The sequence below is a fragment of the Novosphingobium aeonii genome (assembly GCF_052279045.1).
Lineage (GTDB): Bacteria > Pseudomonadota > Alphaproteobacteria > Sphingomonadales > Sphingomonadaceae > Novosphingobium.
This window is the reverse complement of sequence record NZ_CP176832.1, coordinates 3,041,599-3,060,901: the sequence shown is the minus strand read 5'-3', so window position 1 is coordinate 3,060,901 and position 19,303 is coordinate 3,041,599. Positions and strand designations below refer to the sequence as shown.

The following is a 19,303-nucleotide window of genomic DNA, read 5'->3' as shown; positions in this document are numbered from 1 at the left end:
GGCCGGTAGCAAAGGGGAAGTGACATGGCTGCTCAGCTCAAGCTGATCCAGGAAGGCAAGGAAAAGGACAACATGGACCGTCAGAAGGCGCTCGAAGCCGCGCTTGCGCAGATCGACAAGGCGTTCGGCAAGGGCTCCGCGATGAAGCTGGGTTCCAAGGAGGCGATGCAGGTCGAGGCGATCTCCACCGGCTCGCTGGGGCTCGACATCGCGCTGGGGGTCGGTGGTCTTCCGCGCGGCCGTGTGATCGAAGTCTACGGGCCGGAAAGCTCGGGCAAGACCACTCTCGCGCTCCATGTCATCGCCGAAGCGCAAAAGTCCGGCGGCACTGCCGCCTTCATCGACGCTGAGCACGCGCTTGACCCGGTCTACGCCAAGAAGCTGGGCGTCAACATCGATGAACTGATCGTCTCGCAGCCCGATACCGGCGAACAGGCGCTCGAAATCACCGATACGCTGGTGCGCTCGAACGCGATCGACGTTCTGGTGGTCGACTCGGTTGCCGCGCTTGTTCCCCGCGCGGAAATCGAAGGCGAGATGGGCGACAGCCACGTCGGTCTTCAGGCCCGCCTGATGAGCCAGTCGCTCCGCAAGCTGACCGGTTCGATCAGCCGCTCGCGCTGCATGGTGATCTTCATCAACCAGCTGCGCATGAAAATCGGCGTCATGTACGGCAACCCCGAGACGACCACGGGCGGCAACGCGCTCAAGTTCTACGCTTCGGTCCGCCTCGACATTCGCCGCACCGGCCAGATCAAGGACCGTGACGACATCGTCGGCAATGCCACCCGCGTGAAGGTCGTGAAGAACAAGGTCGCGCCGCCGTTCAAGCAGGTCGAATTCGACATCATGTACGGCGAGGGTATCTCGAAGATCGGCGAGATCCTCGATCTGGGCGTCAAGGCCGGCATCGTCGAGAAGTCCGGGGCATGGTTCAGCTATGATTCGATCCGCATCGGCCAGGGGCGTGAAAACGCCAAGACCTATCTCAAGGAAAACGTGGAGATCTGCGACCGTCTCGAAAAGGCGATCCGCGCCCGCACGGCCGGCCTTGCTGAAGAGATGATGGTCGGTCCCTCGGCGGAAGATGCCGAATAAGGCATCGGATTATTGGAAATAAGAAAAACCCCGGTCCAAGCGACCGGGGTTTTCTTTTTGCCCTGCTTTGCCTTGTGCCGGTCAGCGTCAGGCGTAACGGGCCTTGACCAGCTGTTCGAGCACGGCGAGCGGCAGTGCACCCTTGAGCAGCACCGAATGGAAGGCGCGAGGGTCCCACTTCGCACCGGCCTTCGCGCGGGCCTCGTCACGCAGCTTCACCCACATCGTGTGTCCGATCTTGTAGCTGCAGGCCTGCCCCGGCCAGACGGTGTAGCGATCGATCTCGCCCTGGCTGCGCCCACGGGCGATGCCGGTGGTCGCTATCAGATAGTCGGTCGCCTTCTCGCGGCTCCAGCGCTTGGCGTGCATCCCGGAGTCCACTACGAGACGGGTGGCACGGAAAAGCAGTGACTGGAGGTAGCCGACCTGGCCAAGCGGATCGCCTTCATACATCCCCATTTCGTCCGCCAGTTGCTCGGAATAGAGCGCCCAGCCTTCGCTGTAGCCGCTGAAGCCACCACGCCGACGGATCATCGGAATGTCCTGCGATTCCAGCGCCAGCATGACCTGGAGGTGATGGCCGGGGACCGCCTCATGATGCGTAAGCGTGGCGAGGCCGAACTTCGGCCGGTCGAAAGTATCGCGCAGGTTTATGTAGTAGATCGCAGGGCGTGAGCCATCGAGCGAGGCGTTCTGATAGTAACCGCCCGGCGCGCCGGCCTGGATGGCAGGCGGCACGCGGCGGACTTCGACGGGCGCCTTGGGGAGCGTGGCGAATTGTTCCGAAAGCCGGGCCTGCATCTTGACGATCTGCGCGTTGAGTTCGCCGAGCAGCGAAGCGCGGCCCTCGTCGGTGTTGGGATAGAGCTGGTCCGGCCTCTGGTTGAGCGCAACGAGGCGCTCCCCCACGGTGCCCTGGCTCATTCCCTGCTTTTTGAGGATCGCATCGATCCGGCCGCCGATCTCGGCCACCTGATCAAGGCCGAGGCGATGAATTTCCTCGCCGCTCATGCGAACCGTGGTCGCGGCCTCTGCCGCGGCGGTATAGTAGGCCTCGCCATCGGGCAGCCGCCAGCAACCGGCATCATGAACGGCTTTTGCGCGCAGTTCGTTCACCAATGCGCGCTGCCGGTCGAGCGCCGGGAACACTTTATCCTCGACGATCCGGGTGGCTTGCACCGCACGTTCCGGCGGCAGGTTCGCCTTGGCGAGTTTGGCCGCGAACCCCGTCACGAGCCCGGTCTCTCCGGCAGACTTGTCCCGAAGGGCGGCGAACTGCCTGAGCGTGGTGTCGAGAATATAGTCGGGGGCATAGACGCCCCGCGCAGCATCCTCGCGCTGTCTCTCGCTTTCCTGATCCAGAACGGTTGCGAATGCGCCGAGCCGTGCCAGATAGGCATCCGCGTCTTCGGCGCTGTTCACACGGTGCTGGGTGTCGAGAAAGTCAGGCACATCCTGATAGGCGCCTGTGAGCTGACTGATCAGATAAGGTGTGAAGCGGCCGCCGCTGGAACCGTAAGTGAAGCTTTGCTGCCCGGCGATGCTCCGTTCGAGCTGATAGGTGACGACATCGTAATCGAGCTTGGCATCAGCGCCGAGCCCGCTGCTGCCGATCGCCTTCACCGCTCCGAGTTCGGCGCGGGACCGGGCAAGTTCGCGTGCACTGTCTGCCGTCGAACGGCCCGAAAGCCGGGACTTGAGGGCGGCATTCGCGCCGCTGTCGAGCCCGAGCCGCGTGGCGCCTTCCGGGTTTTCTGCCAGGCGGTCTGCGAAAATCCGGTCCAGCAGGGCTCTGAGAGCAGCGTCGCCATTGCGCGATCCGTTGCTGGCGGCGGCCAGCCCGGCCGGCATGCCTGCGACCAGCGCTGCAACGCTGGCCTGGCCCAGAAACGAGCGACGATCCATGAAATTCCCCTTTGAAATCTGTTTTGAGAGCCGGATCGCGCGAACCTAAGCGGGGCAGCGAGGGCAATGCAATGGCATGGGCGCTCGCTGGATGAACTATGCCCCAAGGTCGTTTCCTGTGGCCGTCAGCGCACACCGCTGCCGATTATCGCAAATCTCGACCAGTCTGACCGCAGCAACCGGCTTGCCGCCGCCGCGTCGCTGGATTATCGGCGCGGGTTATGCACACGACCAACGAAATCCGCCGGTCCTTCCTCGACTATTTCGCCAGCAATGGTCACGAGGCCGTCCAGTCCGCGCCGCTCGTTCCTTATAACGACCCGACGCTGATGTTCGTGAATGCCGGCATGGTGCCGTTCAAGAACGTGTTCACGGGCCTTGAAACCCGCGCCACGCCGCGCGCCACGTCGTCGCAGAAGTGCGTACGCGCCGGCGGCAAGCACAACGATCTCGACAACGTCGGCTACACCGCGCGCCACCACACTTTCTTCGAGATGCTGGGCAACTTCTCGTTCGGCGACTACTTCAAGGAACAGGCGATCACCCACGCCTGGACCCTGCTGACCAAGGAATGGGGCCTTCCGGTCGAGAAGCTGCTGGTCACCGTCTATCACACTGACGATGAAGCCTTCGATCTGTGGAAGAAGGTCGCCGGCCTGCCCGAATCGAAGATCATCCGCATCCCGACGAAGGACAACTTCTGGGCGATGGGTGACGAAGGCCCGTGCGGCCCGTGCTCGGAAATCTTCTTCGACCACGGCGATCACATCTGGGGCGGCCCTCCGGGTAGCCCGGAGGAAGATGGCGACCGCTTCATCGAGATCTGGAACCTCGTGTTCATGCAGTTCGAACAGGCTGCGGGCGAGATCGTCGGCAATCTGCCCAAGCCCTCGATTGATACGGGCATGGGCCTCGAACGCATCTCGGCGGTCATGCAGGGCGTGCATGACAACTACGATATCGACACGTTCAAGGCGCTGATTGCCGCCTCGGAAAGCCTCACCGGCGTTGCCGCCGAGGGCGAGCAGCGCGCCAGCCACCGTGTGATCGCGGACCATCTGCGTTCCACCAGCTTCCTGCTGGCCGACGGCGTGCTACCGTCCAACGAAGGCCGCGGCTATGTCCTGCGTCGCATCATGCGCCGCGCCATGCGCCATGCTCATCTGCTCGGCGCGCGTGACCCGCTGATGCATCGCCTTGTCCCCGCGCTGGTCGCCGAGATGGGCCAGGCCTATCCGGAGCTCGGCCGCGCCCAGCCGCTGATCGAGGAAACGCTGGAGCGCGAGGAAGTGCAGTTCCGTCGCACGCTCGCCAATGGCCTCAAGCTGCTGGACGAAGCGACCGGCGACATGGGTGAGGGCGGCGAGCTCCCCGGCGAGACCGCGTTCAAGCTCTATGATACTTTCGGCTTCCCTTACGACCTGACCGAAGACGCCCTGCGTTCGCGCGGCATCGCGGTGGACCGCGCCGGTTTCGATGCTGCCATGGCCCAGCAGAAGGCTGCCGCCCGCGCCGCGTGGAAGGGTTCGGGGCAGGCCGCCGACAGCGAAGTGTGGTTCGACATCGCCGAGCGCGAAGGCGCGACCGAGTTCACCGGCTACGCCTCCACGACCGGCGAAGGCCAGGTCGTGGCGCTGGTGAAGGACGGCAAGGAGGTCATTTCGGCCACTGCCGGCGATCAGGTTGTCGTGGTTACCAACCAGACCCCGTTCTATGGCGAATCGGGCGGTCAGGAAGGCGATCGCGGTGCGATCGCAGGCGCGAATGGCCTGAAGATCGACGTTGCCGACACCGCGAAGCCGCTCGGCCGCCTTCACGCGATGAGCGGTACGGTCGAGGCAGGCACGATCAAGGTCGGCGATGCCGTGAACCTCACGGTCGATGTCGAGCGCCGTGACGCGGTTCGTGCCAATCACTCCGCCACGCACCTCCTTCATGCCGCGCTGCGCAAGCGTCTGGGCGATCATGTTACCCAGAAGGGATCGCTGGTCGCCGCCGAACGCCTGCGCTTCGACTTCTCGCACCCGACTGCCCTCACCGCCGAGGATATCGCTGCGATCGAAGCCGAGGTGAATGCGGAAATCCGTGCGAACGACCCGGTCCTGACTCGCCTCATGACGCCTGACGACGCCATTGGCGCCGGCGCCATGGCACTGTTCGGCGAGAAGTACGGCGATGAAGTGCGCGTTCTTTCCATGGGCCGCACGGCAAAGACCGAAGGCGGCGAGCGCACTTATTCGGTCGAGCTTTGCGGCGGCACGCATGTGCGCGCCACGGGCGATATCGGTGTGTTCCGTATCGTTTCGGAAAGCGCCGTTTCCTCGGGCGTGCGCCGTATCGAGGCTCTGACCGGCGAGGGCGCGCGCCAGTGGCTGGTCGCCCGTGAGGACGCGCTGAAGGGCGCGGCCGGGCTGCTGCGCACCACTCCCGAAGATGTCGAAACCCGCGTCGCCGCGCTGCTGGACGAGCGTCGCAAGCTCGAACGCGAACTGGCCGAAGCGAAGAAGGCGCTGGCGCTCGGCGGCGGCGGTGCCAAGGCTGAAGCTGCCGACGAAGAAGTGAACGGCGTGAAGTTCTCGGGGCAAGTGCTCGAGGGGCTCGATCCCAAGGAACTGCGCGGCCTGCTCGATCAGGCGAAGCAGCGCATGGGCTCGGGCGTCGCCGCGATCGTCGCGGTGAACGAGGGCAAGGCGAGCATCGCCGCTGCCGTCACCGAAGACCTCACCGGCACGATCAGCGCCGTCGATCTGGTCCGCAAGGGTGTGGAAGCGCTGGGCGGCAAGGGCGGCGGCGGCCGCGCCGACATGGCGCAGGGCGGCGGTCCCGACGGCGACAAGGCGGCGGACGCCATTGCTGCGGTGAAGGCCGTTCTGGCAGGATAGTTTTCACCTTGGGGGGCGGATGGGCATGAAAAAGGATAAGCTTGGCTATATTCTTGGCGCTGCGGGAATCTTCCTGCAGCCAGTCCTATTCGCGGAAGGGTGCCTGTTTACGATGGAGTGCACTATCGCGGGGTGCCGGTAGTTTGGAAGCTTCATTAAACAAGGGAACTTCGGGCGCTGACGCACCCGGCGCGATTATCGCCGAAATCGCGGAGGAACTCCGCTTCGCCGACTATCGCGGGAAGGTGGCGGACTATATCCCGCCGCTGGCTGCCGTGCCGGACACCAAGTTCGGGATCGCGGTGGTCATGGCGGACGGCGCGGTGCACACGGCGGGTGATGCCGAAGAGGCGTTTTCGATACAGTCGATTTCCAAGGTCTTTGCGCTGACGCTGGCACTGGGCGCGGTGGGAGATCAGTTGTGGAGCCGGGTGGGCCGTGAACCGTCCGGCAGTGCGTTCAATTCGATCGTCCAGCTTGAAACCGAGCATGGCATCCCGCGCAATCCTTTCATCAACGCCGGGGCCATCGTCGTCACCGACGTGCTGCTCGGGCGCCTGGAGCCGCGCGAGGCGATCGGCCAGATGCTGCGCTTCGTGCGCGAACTCGCGGGTGACGACGGCATCGTCATCGACGAGGTCGTGGCCGCCGCCGAGAGCGAGACGGGTTTTCGCAACCGCGCGCTGGCCAATTACATGCGGGCTTTCGGCAATATCCACGGCGATGTCGAGCGGGTGCTGGGGACCTATTTCCACTTCTGCGCGCTCGCCATGAGTTGCCGCCAACTTGCGCTGGCCGGGCGCTATCTGATGAACGGCGGAATCTCGCACGGGCACCGCGTCATCAATGAGCGGCGTGCGCGGCGCATCAATGCGTTGATGATGTCCTGCGGCCACTACGATAACTCGGGCGATTTCGCCTATCGCATCGGGTTGCCCGGAAAGTCGGGCGTTGGCGGCGGAATTCTTGCCGTGGCGCCGGGCACCGCGAGTATCGCGGTATGGTCTCCCGGGCTCAACCAGAGCGGCAATTCGCACCTCGGGCAACTGGCGCTGGAGCGGCTTGTTCAGCGGACCGGCTGGTCCGTGTTCGAGCCGCGATCGTTGTAGCCCTCTCCGTCTAGGCCCGCTCGGGCTGCTTCAACTGGCCTGACTTGAGCGCAGGTTTCTGCGCCAGGCCGCCCTGTTCCTTGATCTGTTCGCGGAATTCGTCGCGCTTTTCGTGGATCGAGGCGATTACCGGCCCCATGGCGACGCCGATCTCGGTGAGTGCGGCTTCCGAGAGTTGCAACGAGCTTTCGAGCGTTTCGGGCACCGCGTGCGTGGCGCCGGCGCGATAGAGCACGGCAGCATGCTCGGCGTCGCGGGCGCGGGCGATGATCGGCAGGTCGGGAAAATCGGCGCGCAGCTTGCGGACGATGCGCTGGGCGGTGACGGGTTCGTCCATCGTCAGGATCACCGCCGCCGCACCGGCTGCGCCGAAGCGCAGCATGGCATCGCCGCGACCGGCATCCCCGAAGGCCACCGTGTAGCCATGGCGGCGCCCGTCCGTGACGAGGTCGGTATTGCTGTCCACCGCGAGGTAGGGGCGGCCGTGACGGGCCAGCATGTCGGCCACCAGCCGTCCGACGCGCCCGAAGCCGATGATGAGGGTCTGCGGCTTGTCGGTCGCCTCGGCGGGCTGGTGCGGCGTTTCCACGCTGTCCACCTGTTTGGCGAGCAGCTTGCCGATCATCGACAGCAGCGGGGTGACGGTAAGGCCCAGCGCGGTGACGATCTGCCAGAACATCGCCGTGCCTGGCTGGATGAGCTGTGCCGCGCCCGCCGCGCTCAGCACGATCAGCGTCGTTTCCGAAGGGCTCGACATCAGGATGCCGGTTTCGGTCGCGGTGCCGCGCCGGGCGCCCATCATGCGCAGCAGCAGGCCCGTCACCGTGGACTTGAGCAGGATCACGCCAACCGCGGCGATCAGGATCGAGGTGAGGTTCTCCCACACGATCCGAAGGTCGATGCTCATGCCGATGGTGATGAGGAACACGCCGAGCGCGAGGCCCTTGAACGGCTCGATGATCTGTTCGACCTCGGTATGGTATTCGGTCTCGGCGATCAGCAGGCCCGCGACGAGCGCGCCGACTATAGGGGAAAGACCGGTCGCCCCCGTCGCCAGCGAGGCCAGGATCACCACCAGCAGGCTGGCCGCCAGGAACAGTTCGGGGCTCTTGGTGCGTGCCGCCTGCGCGAAGAGCGGCGGGAGCAGGTAGCGGCCCAGCACCAGCAGCGCGGTGACGACCAGCGTGCCCCAGACCAGCGTGTGGATCAGGCCGTCCATTCCCGCGCCCTTGGCGTGGGGTGCCAGTGCGCCCAGCAGGAAGATGATCGGCACCAGCGCGATATCCTCGAACAGCAGCATGGCGAGCGCCGCGCGGCCGACCGGGGTGGTGGTGTCGGTCATCTTGAGGACGAGCGCCGTGGAGGATAGCGCCAGTGCGAGGCCGAGCGCCATCGCGCCGGAGAATCCCTGCCCGATCGCGGCGAAGAAGAATGTGAGGGCGCTGCCGGTCAGGATCAGTTCCAGCGAGCCGAGCCCGAACACGAAGCGCCGCATCGCCCACAAGCGGCCGAACGACAGTTCCAGGCCGATCGAGAACAGCAGCAGGATGATGCCGAATTCGGCGAATATCTCCAGCCCGTCGGGGTCGGTTATCGTCACCCAGGACAGCCACGGCGTATCGAACACCAGCCGGCCGAGACCGAAGGGGCCGACCAGCAGCCCTACGAGGATGAACCCGATCACCGGGGTGATGCGGAAACGGTTGAAAACGGGAATCACGATGCCCGCTGCACCCAGGATAACCAGTGCATCGGACAAGACGGGAGAGGAGAGAGCGTTGCTGCCGGCCATATCGGTCCGACTATGGCAGGCACGCCGCGCCAGACAATGCCGAACTTCGCCGATTCAGCGTCTAAGCCGGGGAAGAAATGCCTTCCTGTCGCCTTGCCGTGCAACTTCACTTGGCGTTCAGCAAAGCGCTGGTTATAGACCCGGCCATGTTCGAACGCTCGCGCTTCAAGATCGCCCTTCTCGCTGCCGCCACCGGCGCGATCGTCCTCACCGCAGGATGCGCAGGCGGGAGGGGCGGAAACAAGGACACCGCCTACGTCGCGCGCGACGTCGATACGCTTTACGCGGCCGCGCAGCAGCGCCTGAATCAGGGCCGCACCAAGCAGGCCGCCGCCCTGTTCGACGAAGTGGAGCGCCAGCACCCCTATTCGCCCTGGGCCCGCCGCGCGCAGCTCATGAGTGCGTTCAGCTACTATGCCGCGCGTGACTATACGAAGTCGATCCAGTCGGCGCAGCGCTTCCTCTCGATCCACCCGGGCAACAAGGACGCGCCTTACGCCTATTACCTGATCGCGATCTGCTATTACGAACAGATCAGCGACGTCACGCGCGACCAGAAGACCACCGAGCAGGCCAAGCAGGCGCTGACCGACGTGATGCGCCGCTATCCCGGCACGCCTTACGCCGCGGACGCGAAGCTCAAGATCGACCTTGTGAACGATCACCTCGCCGGCAAGGAAATGACCATCGGCCGCGGCTACGAGGCCAGCGGCAAGTGGCTCGCGGCAACCCTGCGCTTCCGCAACGTCGTCGACAATTTCCAGACCACCAGCCATGCACCGGAAGCCCTCTTCCGTCTGGTCGAGGGATATCTCTCGCTCGGCGTGCCCGAGGAAGCGCAGAAGGCGGCGGCCGTGCTGGAAAACAACTATCCGAACAGCAAGTGGTACGCACGCGCCTACAAGCTAATGGAAAAGTACGCTCCGAAGAACGTCGCCGCCTGAGGCGCCTGCGGTGCGGCTGCCTGAGCGGTGGGCGCAAAGATGCGTGACGGGCGAATAAGTTTTCGCTAGAACGGATCGCGAACATGCTGAACCGCCTCTCCATCCGCAACATCGTGCTGATCGAAGCGCTCGACCTCGATTTCGCAAGGGGGCTGGGCGTTCTCACGGGTGAAACCGGCGCGGGCAAGTCGATCCTGCTCGATGCACTGGGCCTCGTGATCGGGAACCGTGCCGACAGCGGGCTGGTGCGGGCCGGCGAAAGCCGGGCGATCGTCACGGCCAGCTTCGAATTCGCAGAGCTTCCCGGCGTCGTTCGCAAGGTGCTGGAAGAGGCCGATCTCGAAATCGAGCCGGGCGAGCCGCTGATCCTCAAGCGCCAGCTCAAGGCTGATGGCGGCAGCCGGGCCTTCCTCAACGACCAGCCGGTGGGCGTTGCGCTGCTGCGCGAAATTGCGCCGGCGCTCGTTGAGATCCACGGCCAGCACGACGATCGCGGCCTCGTGAACGCGAAGGGGCACCGCGCCCTGCTCGATCGTTTCGCGGGCGGGGACGTTGCCGGGGTGGAGGCTGCGTGGAAGACCTGGCGCACCGCCCAGAGCGCCCTTGACGGTGCGCGCGCGCAAGTCGCCAAGGCGGCCGAAGATCAGGACCTGTTGCTGGCGCACCTTGCCGAGCTGGATGCGCTGGGTCCGCAGGAAGGCGAGGAGGAAGAACTCGCCCATGCCCGCGCCGAAATGCAGAAGGGCGAGAAGCTTTCCGACGATCTCGTTGCGCTCCAGCATCTGTGGACCGGGTCCGATTCGGCGCTGGCTTCACTGCGCGGCGCGTCCCGCCGGCTTGACCGTATCGCCGGCGAGCATCACCTGCTTGCCGAAGCGCTCGAAGCGCTGGACCGGGCGGTGATCGAGGCGAGCGAGGCGGAAGACAAGCTGGACCGCGCCGCCGAGGCCCTGGCTTTCGACCCCGACGAACTCGACCGAATCGAGACGCGGTTGTTCGATCTGCGCGCCGCGGCCCGCAAGCAGGGCTGCCAGGTGGACGAGCTGCCGGAAAAGATGCGGGAGATGCGCAGTGCGCTGGACGCCATCGAAGGCGGAGAGGAGCATGTCGCCGGGCTTGAACGCACCGCGCAGAAGGCGGCGCTGGCCTATCGCGAACAGGCCGAGGCGCTGCACGACCTGCGCCGGGCCGCCGCCAAGCGGCTCGACAAGGCGGTGGCGGCCGAACTCGCGCCGCTGAAGCTCGATGCCGCCCGCTTCCAGACCTCGGTGATCCGCGTGCCGGAAGACCGCTGGGGTTCGCATGGCATGGATGCCGTCGAATTTCTCATCAGCACGAATCCCGGCGCCGATTTCGCTCCGCTTGCCAAGATCGCTTCGGGCGGCGAACTCTCGCGCTTCATCCTCGCGCTCAAGGTGGCGCTGGCCGAAGAAGGCGGCGCCGCGACGGTGATCTTCGACGAGATCGACCGGGGTGTCGGCGGCGCGGTCGCCAGCGCGATCGGCGAGCGTCTGGCGCGGCTTGCCTCGGAAGGGCAGTTGCTGGCGGTTACGCACAGCCCGCAGGTCGCGGCGCGCGGGCGGCGGCACTACATGATCGCCAAGTCCAGCGAAGGCACCGTCACGCGCACCTCGGTGGCGCTGCTCGACGAGGGCGAGCGCAAGGAAGAGATCGCGCGGATGCTCTCCGGGGCGGAGGTGACGGCCGAGGCTCGGGCGCAGGCGGATCGGTTGCTCGAAGTTTAAAAGGCAAGCCCCGGGGGATGATCCCCCGGACCCTCGGAACTTCAACCTCGCCCGTTGTCTGTCCGTAGTACCCTCCGCTGCTTTTCCTTTTCTTCCCTTTGCACTGCAAGGCAGGAAGCCTAGTGTCCGCCCCGACAATTCCCCCAGACGGACCACATCCCATGCCCAAGTTCCTCCTCGCCTCCGCGCTGCTCGCCGCGACCAGCCTCGTTTCCGCTCCGGCCCTTGCGGCGGAACCGGCCTACGATCTCGCCGTGCAGAAGGCGAAGCTGGCGACGATCCCGATGGAGGTGGACACGAAGTTCCTCTCGGCCGAGGAGCGGGACGTGGTGAACCTCCTCATCAAGGCTTCCGACCTGATGAGCGAGGTCTACTTGCGGCAGCACTACGCGGAGAACCCGCAAGTGCGCCGCGCGGTCTCGATGAACCGCCGCGCCGACCGCGACCTGTTGGTCGAGATGTTCGACCGTAATTTCGGGCCCTGGGACGAACTGGCCGACCTGCACCCGTTCTGGGGCACCACGCCGATGCCGGAAGGTGCGGGCTTCTATCCCGAAGATCTTACGCGCGCCGATTTCGAGGCTTACCTTGCCGCGCACCCGGACCAGAAGGCGGCGCTGACCAGCCCTTACACGGTCGTCCGCAGGGACGGCGCGAAGCTGGTCGCGGTGCCTTATTCGGTCGCCTACAAGGCGTGGCTGGAACCGGCGGCCGGCCTGCTCGATCAGGCGGCGGCGCGGACGAGCAACGCCAGCCTGAAGAAATTCCTTTCGCTGCGGGCCAAGGCCTTCCGCACGGACGACTACTACGAGAGCGAACTGGCATGGATGGACCTGAAGGACACGCCCATCGAAGTCGCCATCGGGCCCTATGAGGTCTACACCGATCGTCTGATGGGCGCTAAAACGTCGTTCGAGAGCTTCGTGACGCTCAAGGACCCGGTGGAATCCGCTGCGCTTGCCAAGTACAAGGACTACTTGCGCGACATGGAAGCGAACCTTCCGATCGAGGATGCCTACAAGAACTTCCAGCGCGGGTTCGAAAGTCCGATTGCCGTGGCCGAACAGATTCGCGGCGGCGGCGACAATGTGCCGGGGCCGCAGACGGTCGCTTTCAACCTTCCCAATGACGAGCGCGTGCGCGAGGCCAAGGGCGCCAAGAAGGTGATCCTGTCGAATGTGCTGGGCGCAAAGTTCGAGCGTATCCTGAAGCCCATGGGCGCACTGGTGCTGGTGCCGTCGCAGGCGGGTCTGGTCGATCGCAAGTACATGCAGCTCGAAACGCTGTTCCATGAACTCTCGCACAGCCTCGGGCCGGGCACGATCGTCGTGAACGGTCAGACCACCACCGTGGACAAGGCGCTGAAGGAGCAGAACTCGGCAATCGAGGAAGCCAAGGCCGATGTCGCCGGGGTCTGGGACATCCTGTTGATGATGAAGAAGGGCGAGATTCCGGCATCCGAGCGTCCCCAGCTTTTCGCCACTTATGTCGCGGGCATCTTCCGCGCGGTGCGCTTCGGCGCGGTGGAGGCGCATGGCAAGGGCGCCGCGCTCCAATATGGGTACCTGCGCGACAAGGGCGCCTTCACTTACGACGCAGCGGCGCGGCGCTATGCTTTCGACGATGCGAAGATGGAGGCAGGGCTGCGCGACCTGCTGCACGACATGCTGATGCTTCAGGCCAAGGGCGACTACGAAGGCACGAAGGTCTTCATGGCGCGCTGGGCGAAGCTGGATCCCGAGGCGGAAGCCGTGATCGCGAGCATGGCGAGCCTGCCGGTCGATATCCGGCCGGTCTATCCCGAAGGCATCTGACCGCTGCCGGTCAGGGCCGCATAACCACATGGCCGAAGGGCTGGCCGCTGAGGATGAATTCGTAGGCTTCGGCGGCCTCGCACAAGGCGAACTCGTGCTCGATGGGAAGCTGGATGCCGCCCTGGCTTACGCGGGCCAGCAGGCGCGTGACTTCGTCGTGGATATCGGGCTCGCCCAGCGGGCCGGCGGGCGCGATGGCGAAGCGCCTGATCGTGGGGCCGCCTGCGCCTTCCTTGCCATATCCGATCGAGGCCAGACCGTTTCCGGCGGCTGAGATCGCGGCGTAGCGTCCGCCCGGTGCAACGAGACGGGCAAGCTGCGTGGACCTTTCACCGGCGCTGACGTCGAACACGAAATCGACGCCCTTGCCACCGGTCAGTTCCAGACATGCGGCCATCACGTCGTCCTGTTCGGGGTAGAGGGCGTGATGGAGGCCGAGTTCCCTCAGCCTGGCGCCGCGCGCCGGATCTCGGGATATTCCGATGACGGTGGCGCCCGTTTCGGCGGCGAGTTGCAGCGCGACGATACCGAGACTGCTGGTGATGTGATTGATGAGCAGGACTTCGCCGGGTTGCAGCTGGCCCCGTGCGAAAAGCGTCCCCTGCGCGGCGGCCAGCGTGAAAGGCGCGGCCGTCCCGAAGCCCGGATCGATGCCCTGGGGCAGGGGCCAGGTGGAAGCTTCCGGCGCGGCGAACAGTTCGGCATGGCTGCCCCAGCCGTGGCAGGCCACAACCCGGTCGCCGATGCGGAACCGGGTTACTTTCGCGCCGGTGGCGATGACGATGCCGCAGGCCTGGCTACCGGCAATGCCCGAAGGGGGGATCTCCGCAAGGCCGCTTTGATAGAGCGCCAGCTTCACCAGATCGATGGCTTCGATGGAAGCCAGCTCGACACGGATAAGCACCATGTCTGCCGCTACATCCGGTTCAGGTGCATCGCCAAAAGTCAGCATGGGACGTGCTCCGGGCCCGGAGTGAAAAACAGCCTTCAAACGATCCCCGCGTCTCTGGATTGAATTCGATCTTGTTGGACAACACTGTATAAAATCGATTGCACGTCAAGGCACTCCTGCGGGTAAACTGCTGCCATTATGGCTTATCTCTCAGTGTGATCGACGTTTTTCCACCGGCGCGAACCGGCAGGTAGAGCCCGCGTCCGCTGGCCTTGATGGTCCCTGTGTGCGTTTCGGTGACTTCGGCCCGGATCACGAATTCGCCTTCCCGCTTGTCGTCGATGGCGCGCGCGATCTTGCCGAGGAGGTCCCGGTAGTCGTTCTCGAAATTCTGCCCGAGCGCCGCGGAGAGCGTGCTGGACACGCCGGGCGTATTGGCAAGGGCCAGCAGGATATCGCCGCCCACCGCGTCCGTCGTGCCGCCGACATGGAAATCGGCGAAGTCCACCTTGCGCGAATTAGCGGCATTTACCGGGGTTGCGGTGATCCAGACCGTTCCATGTGCCGCCTTCAACCGTTCGGCTACGCCGCGGGCCGTGAAGTTTATACCTACCGCGATTCTGCCGCCGGTGGTTCCGTAGATGGTCGCCTTGTGGAAGGTGGCCATTACCGGGCCGATGTGCGGAACCGCGAACGGCCGCTGCGACCGCTTGACGAGCGCGCGCATCAGGACCGGCTCAAGCTCGCGATAATCGGCGATCACCGGGATGAAGAAAGCCAGCCGGCCGGCTTCCGCTGTCATCGGGCGCAGCGGGGGCAGGGGCGCGGCGGGCGGATCGGGCGGACGGTGGCCAACGAAGGTTTCGGTGAGCGCCTTGAGGCCCAGCCGCAGGACCAGCCGATGTCCATCCAGTTCGTACCCGCCGTACTGCAATTCCTGCGGCGTGATCCGCATCCAGACAGGCGGGTTCCTCTCATTCAGGGCGAGCGAGGTGAAGGCGGAGGCCCAGGCCCTTTCGATCTGCGGTCTCAGTTCCAGGCGGGCAAGCTGCCCGGGGAGAGTTGTTTCAAGCCGGGCGATCACCGGGGCGAGCTTGCGGTCCGCCGGTTCGGTGAGGTCTATGCGCTGGCCGAGGAAATCGAGATGGGGATGCTCGGTCCAGCTATAGCGGATGTCCACCGTGCCGCGCGGGGTCCAGTCCTGCGCGAGCGTGAGGCGGATCGTGGCGCGGGCCGTGGCATCTGCCGTTGCGGTTTCCCGCTTGAGGACGCCGGCGATATCCTCGGCGCGGACGACGGCGTGCAGCGGCATGGTCAGCACGATGTCGCGGCCCTTGCCGGTGAAGCTTACCGGACCGCGCGTGACTTCGCCGATGATGCGGCACTTGATGTCCGGGGTCTTGAGCTTGACGAAAGCCACCTTGACCTTCCTTGACGGAACGCAAGTGCTGTCCGGCCTGTCGATCGACCAGAGCCGGCGGGGAATCTCCCGCTCCAGCGCCCGGGCGAGTTCGCTTACGTCGGCATGGATGGGGACGGTGACGAGCGATGCCTGCGGTTCCATGCGAATGGCGTCGGTGGCGCGGGGCGGCGGCCCTTCATCGGCCCGGCGCTTACACCCCGCGAGCGCGAGCGCGAGGCAAAGCGCGAGCGTCGTCGCTCCCATGGCGCAGTGGCCCGCCGCACGGACCTTTCCTGTCCTCATTGCGCGAATGTCCCGGAAATTGTCCCCTCCGCACAGGACAATACGCGAGAATTGCGGCAGTTCCAATCACGGTGTGAAACGCAGGTAAGCCGCAATCCTGGAGCCTGTGTGGCGGTCGCGATAGCGGCCGGGGGCCAGGTCGTCCCCGATCGATGTCCCGGTATATCGCAGGCCCAGCGCGAGCCGGTCCATCTGCTGTTCGACGCCGAGATAATGGTCCCAGTAACTGCCGTCCGGGCGCAGGCGCTGGACGCGCATGGCGGCAAGAGCGGAATTCCGGGTGGAGCCGGTGCTGTAGCCGCCCCCACCATAGACGGTGAGCGCGGTGCCGGGAATGCCGACGGCAGCATTGGCTTCAAGGTAGAGATCGCTGCCGCCGATCGCCTTCTGCGAAGGCGCGAAGCTGGCGCCGAGGTCGAGACGGGCGGGGCCGATCGTGCGGGAGAGGCGCGTGCCGAGTTCGCCGTAGCTCAGGCCCGAGGCGCCGACGAAGACATGGCCGGTGGCTGCCGCGGAAAGCGTCCATCCGCCGCCGGAGTAGAGCGTCAATTCCGGAGACAGGGTGAGGCCTATGTCGGCGTCGCCGTGTCTTGCGCTGTCCCGCAGGCTGGCGGCGCCGAGATCGATCGAGACATCGGAGGACAAGGGCAGGCTGGCATCCACCGCCATGGCCGCGCGGCCGCCGCTCCAGCTCAGCCCGCGTGCGCGCAAGTCGCTGGTGGCCTCCAGCGAGACGCTGGCGGCGGCGGACTGGGCCTGGCTGTGGGCGGGAAAGACGATTGCGGCGGCCACGAGGGCCGCCGGGAAAGCGTATCTGGTCATCCCGACGCTCTAGCGCGGTTCAGTTCGCGGCGAAATCGCGTGCGGCGTCGATTGCGGCCAATGTATCGTGGTGGTCGGCGGATGCCAGTTCGCGGACGTGATCCGAAATCGCATCGGCCTTGCCCGCCACGAATTCGCCCCTCTGCCGGTCGTCGCGGCGGCAGTCTCCGGGTTGGCTCTGCGTGAAGGTCCTCGTGCCGGGAAGCACGGTGGCGATGGCCCTGGCGCCGCCCGCAGGCTGAATGCGCCGCTCGACCGAGACTTGCGCGGTAAGGATGCAGCGCCGGCTGCTGGTGCGGGCCGGGGGGGAGATGCCGATGGCCTTGGCGCGGGTCTCGATCCGGGTGACGTAATCGACCGTGTAGGCCGCGCCGCGATGCTGGACCTCGAGCGAATGGGCCGGAGCCGCGCGGGGAACTGCGGAGGCGGAGATGGCTGCGGTTGCGGCGAGAACCAGGAAGCTCAAGTGATCACCCTCTCATCTTTGCCTAAATAATAGGCATTAAATGCTTATTGTTTGGGCATCCTCGATAGCAGCGGCTATTGTCCCGTTCGTTTCCCGATCTTGAATTTCATTGTCTTTCCGGGCGGCCGAATTCGCGACACGCGGTTCAGTTTCGGGCGAAGAGCTGGCCAAGATCGGCGAAAGCCTTCATCTCGATGGCATTGCCGGAAGGATCGCGGAAGAACATCGTGGCCTGTTCGCCCGGCTGTCCGGCAAAGCGGATATAGGGTTCGATGCCGAACGCCATCCCGGCGTCGCGCAGACGCGCGGCGAGAGCCTGCCAGTCCTCCATCGCCAGCACGATCCCGAAATGCGGCACCGGCACGCCGTGTCCATCGACCGGATTGGATCCGGCATCGCCGCGCGCCATGTCCGGCACGTGATGGGCGACGATCTGGTGGCCATGGAAGTCGAAGTCGATCCACGATGCACTGCTGCGTCCTTCCCGGCATCCCATGACCCCGCCCCAGAATGCCCGGGCGGCGTCGAGATCGTGGACGGGAAAGGCGAGGTGGAAGGGGCGCAGGTTCATGGGGCGAGAGGTAGCGGGAATGCGCGCGCGCCCCAAATGGAAAAGCCGGCGATGCTTTCGCACCGCCGGCTTTCGCCTGGCCTTCGAAGAAGGAGCCGATCAGATGTGGATCGGCTTGCCCAGCACGGCCATGGCCGCTTCCTTGATCGCTTCCGAATGGGTCGGGTGCGCGTGGCAGGTGTAGGCGATGTCTTCCGAGGTCGCGCCGAATTCCATGGCCTGCGCGGCCTGGCCGATCATCGTGCCTGCCACCGAGGCGATGCACCACACGCCGAGCACGCGGTCGGTCTCGGCATCGGCGATCACCTTCACGAAGCCGTCCGGCTCGTGGTTGGTCTTGGCGCGCGAGTTGGCGAGCATCGGGAACTTGCCGACCTTGATCGCGCCGCGTTCCTTGGCGGCTTCCTCGGTGAGGCCGACGCCCGCGAATTCCGGCTGGGTGTAGACCACGCCCGGGATCACGTCATGGTTCACGATGCCGGTCAGGCCCGCGATGTTCTCGGCCACGGCAATGCCTTCGTCCTCGGCCTTATGCGCGAGCATCGGGCCGGGGATCACGTCGCCGATGGCCCAGACGCCGTCCACCTTGGTGGCGAAGTCGTGGTCGGTTTCGATCTGAGCGCGTGCGTTCAGTTCGATGCCGATCTTGTCGAGGCCAAGGCCTTCGGTGTTGGGACGGCGACCGATCGAAACCAGCACGACGTCGGCCTCGATCACTTCCGCGTCACCGCCCTTGGCGGGTTCGACAGTGACCTTGGCGGTCTTGCCTTCCACGGTCACGCCGGTGACCTTGGTGCCGAGCTTCAGGACCATGCCCTGCTTCTTGAAGATCTTGCCGGCTTCACGGCGCACTTCGCCGTCCATGCCGGGCAGGAGCTGGTCGAGGTATTCGACGACGGTGACTTCCGCGCCGAGACGGCGCCAGACCGAACCGAGTTCGAGACCGATCACGCCGCCGCCGATGACGACCATCTTCTTGGGAACGGAGGCCAGCTCCAGCGCGCCGGTGGAATCAACCACCACGCCGCCGGCATTGTTGATCTCGACGCCGGGAAGCGGGGTGACCGAGGAACCGGTGGCGATCACGATGTTCTTGGCGGTCACGGTCTTGCCCGCGACTTCCACGCTGTGCGCGTCCTTGAACTGGGCGTAGCCCTTCAGCCAGTCGATCTTGTTCTTCTTGAACAGGAATTCGATGCCGCCGGTCAGGCCCTTCACGGCGTCCTTGCGCTGGCCCTGCATGGTGTCGAGGTCGAGCTCGGGGGTCACCTTGATGCCCATCGCCGCCATCGCGCCGCCCTTGGCCGCCTCGAAGTATTCCGATGCGTGGAGCAGGGCCTTGGAGGGGATGCAGCCGACGTTGAGGCAGGTACCGCCCAGCGTCTCGCGACCTTCGGCGCAGGCGGTCTTCAGACCGAGCTGTGCGGCGCGGATCGCAGCGACATAGCCGCCAGGGCCGGCACCGATGACAAGGACGTCGTAATCGTAATCAGCCATTGTTCAGGCCTCCGTACGCTCGTGCTTCGCACTTTGGGCACGAGCGGAAAATAGTCATTTC

General features: G+C 65.3%; 14 protein-coding genes. 6 read left to right on the top strand and 8 right to left on the bottom strand.

The genetic code is table 11. From position 1 onward, the window contains the following. Positions 1 to 24: 24 nt before the first annotated feature. Positions 25 to 1,098 carry a recombinase RecA gene (gene recA / locus ACLIMP_RS14655; RefSeq protein ID WP_054435821.1) on the top strand — a complete coding sequence of 358 codons (1,074 nt, stop codon included), beginning with the start codon at positions 25 to 27 and terminating at the stop codon, positions 1,096 to 1,098. A gap of 87 nt (positions 1,099 to 1,185) precedes the next feature. Here the strand turns inward: recA and ACLIMP_RS14650 are convergent, their stop codons facing one another. Continuing rightward, positions 1,186 to 3,003: a DUF885 domain-containing protein gene (locus ACLIMP_RS14650; protein WP_324696396.1), complete on the bottom strand. Its 1,818-nt coding sequence runs from the start codon at positions 3,001 to 3,003 to the stop codon at positions 1,186 to 1,188. A 221-nt stretch (positions 3,004 to 3,224) separates the two neighbouring features. On the opposite strand from ACLIMP_RS14650, the gene alaS reads away from it, so the two are divergent. Both alaS and ACLIMP_RS14640 read left to right on the top strand, forming a co-directional pair. Then, positions 3,225 to 5,885, top strand: coding sequence for an alanine--tRNA ligase (gene alaS / locus ACLIMP_RS14645; protein WP_324696395.1), 2,661 nt, complete (start codon positions 3,225 to 3,227; stop codon positions 5,883 to 5,885). A gap of 143 nt (positions 5,886 to 6,028) precedes the next feature. Next, positions 6,029 to 6,994: a glutaminase gene (locus ACLIMP_RS14640; RefSeq protein ID WP_324696393.1), complete on the top strand. Its 966-nt coding sequence runs from the start codon at positions 6,029 to 6,031 to the stop codon at positions 6,992 to 6,994. A gap of 10 nt (positions 6,995 to 7,004) precedes the next feature. Here ACLIMP_RS14640 and ACLIMP_RS14635 read toward each other — a convergent pair whose 3' ends face one another. Beyond that, the gene (locus ACLIMP_RS14635; protein WP_185996880.1) at positions 7,005 to 8,786 is read right to left on the bottom strand and encodes a cation:proton antiporter domain-containing protein; all 1,782 of its coding nucleotides are present in this window, start codon (positions 8,784 to 8,786) and stop codon (positions 7,005 to 7,007) included. Positions 8,787 to 8,932: 146 nt separating this feature from the next. Between ACLIMP_RS14635 and ACLIMP_RS14630 the strand changes: the two genes are divergently transcribed. From ACLIMP_RS14630 to ACLIMP_RS14620, 3 genes are all read left to right on the top strand, one after another. After that, on the top strand, positions 8,933 to 9,730 hold the full coding sequence (locus ACLIMP_RS14630; RefSeq protein ID WP_054435825.1) for an outer membrane protein assembly factor BamD: 798 nt from the start codon (positions 8,933 to 8,935) through the stop codon (positions 9,728 to 9,730). 83 nt (positions 9,731 to 9,813) lie between these two features. Then, positions 9,814 to 11,475: a DNA repair protein RecN gene (gene recN, locus ACLIMP_RS14625; protein WP_185996881.1), complete on the top strand. Its 1,662-nt coding sequence runs from the start codon at positions 9,814 to 9,816 to the stop codon at positions 11,473 to 11,475. A gap of 161 nt (positions 11,476 to 11,636) precedes the next feature. Further along, entirely contained in the window at positions 11,637 to 13,289 is a 1,653-nt protein-coding gene (locus tag ACLIMP_RS14620; protein ID WP_443477933.1) for a DUF8614 domain-containing protein, read from the top strand. 10 nt (positions 13,290 to 13,299) lie between these two features. Here ACLIMP_RS14620 and ACLIMP_RS14615 read toward each other — a convergent pair whose 3' ends face one another. From ACLIMP_RS14615 to lpdA, 6 genes are all read right to left on the bottom strand, one after another. Next, the gene (locus ACLIMP_RS14615) at positions 13,300 to 14,241 is read right to left on the bottom strand and encodes a quinone oxidoreductase family protein (RefSeq protein WP_082370186.1); all 942 of its coding nucleotides are present in this window, start codon (positions 14,239 to 14,241) and stop codon (positions 13,300 to 13,302) included. A gap of 136 nt (positions 14,242 to 14,377) precedes the next feature. After that, entirely contained in the window at positions 14,378 to 15,886 is a 1,509-nt protein-coding gene (locus ACLIMP_RS14610; protein WP_231635653.1) for a DUF4403 family protein, read from the bottom strand. A gap of 66 nt (positions 15,887 to 15,952) precedes the next feature. Next, positions 15,953 to 16,708 (bottom strand): TorF family putative porin, encoded by a 756-nt coding sequence (locus ACLIMP_RS14605; RefSeq protein WP_132469617.1) that lies wholly within the window; start codon positions 16,706 to 16,708, stop codon positions 15,953 to 15,955. Between the two features lie 19 nt (positions 16,709 to 16,727). Then, a complete protein-coding gene (locus ACLIMP_RS14600; protein ID WP_324696383.1) occupies positions 16,728 to 17,174 on the bottom strand; it encodes a hypothetical protein in 447 nt (148 codons plus the stop codon). Positions 17,175 to 17,319: 145 nt separating this feature from the next. Continuing rightward, on the bottom strand, positions 17,320 to 17,745 hold the full coding sequence (locus ACLIMP_RS14595; RefSeq protein ID WP_054435831.1) for a VOC family protein: 426 nt from the start codon (positions 17,743 to 17,745) through the stop codon (positions 17,320 to 17,322). Between the two features lie 99 nt (positions 17,746 to 17,844). Continuing rightward, positions 17,845 to 19,242, bottom strand: a complete 1,398-nt coding sequence (gene lpdA, locus ACLIMP_RS14590) for a dihydrolipoyl dehydrogenase (RefSeq protein WP_324696381.1) — start codon at positions 19,240 to 19,242, stop codon at positions 17,845 to 17,847. Between the last annotated feature and the right edge of the window lie 61 nt (positions 19,243 to 19,303).

What these genes read in the sequence shown, in the direction of transcription:
- recA (WP_054435821.1), top strand. Translation starts at nt 25, where the DNA reads ATGGCTGCTCAGCTCAAGCTGATCCAGGAAGGCAAGGAAAAGGACAAC.
- ACLIMP_RS14650 (WP_324696396.1), bottom strand. Translation starts at nt 3,003, where the DNA reads ATGGATCGTCGCTCGTTTCTGGGCCAGGCCAGCGTTGCAGCGCTGGTC.
- alaS (WP_324696395.1), top strand. Translation starts at nt 3,225, where the DNA reads ATGCACACGACCAACGAAATCCGCCGGTCCTTCCTCGACTATTTCGCC.
- ACLIMP_RS14635 (WP_185996880.1), bottom strand. Translation starts at nt 8,786, where the DNA reads ATGGCCGGCAGCAACGCTCTCTCCTCTCCCGTCTTGTCCGATGCACTG.
- ACLIMP_RS14630 (WP_054435825.1), top strand. Translation starts at nt 8,933, where the DNA reads ATGTTCGAACGCTCGCGCTTCAAGATCGCCCTTCTCGCTGCCGCCACC.
- recN (WP_185996881.1), top strand. Translation starts at nt 9,814, where the DNA reads ATGCTGAACCGCCTCTCCATCCGCAACATCGTGCTGATCGAAGCGCTC.
- ACLIMP_RS14620 (WP_443477933.1), top strand. Translation starts at nt 11,637, where the DNA reads ATGCCCAAGTTCCTCCTCGCCTCCGCGCTGCTCGCCGCGACCAGCCTC.
- ACLIMP_RS14615 (WP_082370186.1), bottom strand. Translation starts at nt 14,241, where the DNA reads ATGCTGACTTTTGGCGATGCACCTGAACCGGATGTAGCGGCAGACATG.
- ACLIMP_RS14610 (WP_231635653.1), bottom strand. Translation starts at nt 15,886, where the DNA reads ATGAGGACAGGAAAGGTCCGTGCGGCGGGCCACTGCGCCATGGGAGCG.
- ACLIMP_RS14605 (WP_132469617.1), bottom strand. Translation starts at nt 16,708, where the DNA reads ATGACCAGATACGCTTTCCCGGCGGCCCTCGTGGCCGCCGCAATCGTC.
- ACLIMP_RS14595 (WP_054435831.1), bottom strand. Translation starts at nt 17,745, where the DNA reads ATGAACCTGCGCCCCTTCCACCTCGCCTTTCCCGTCCACGATCTCGAC.
- lpdA (WP_324696381.1), bottom strand. Translation starts at nt 19,242, where the DNA reads ATGGCTGATTACGATTACGACGTCCTTGTCATCGGTGCCGGCCCTGGC.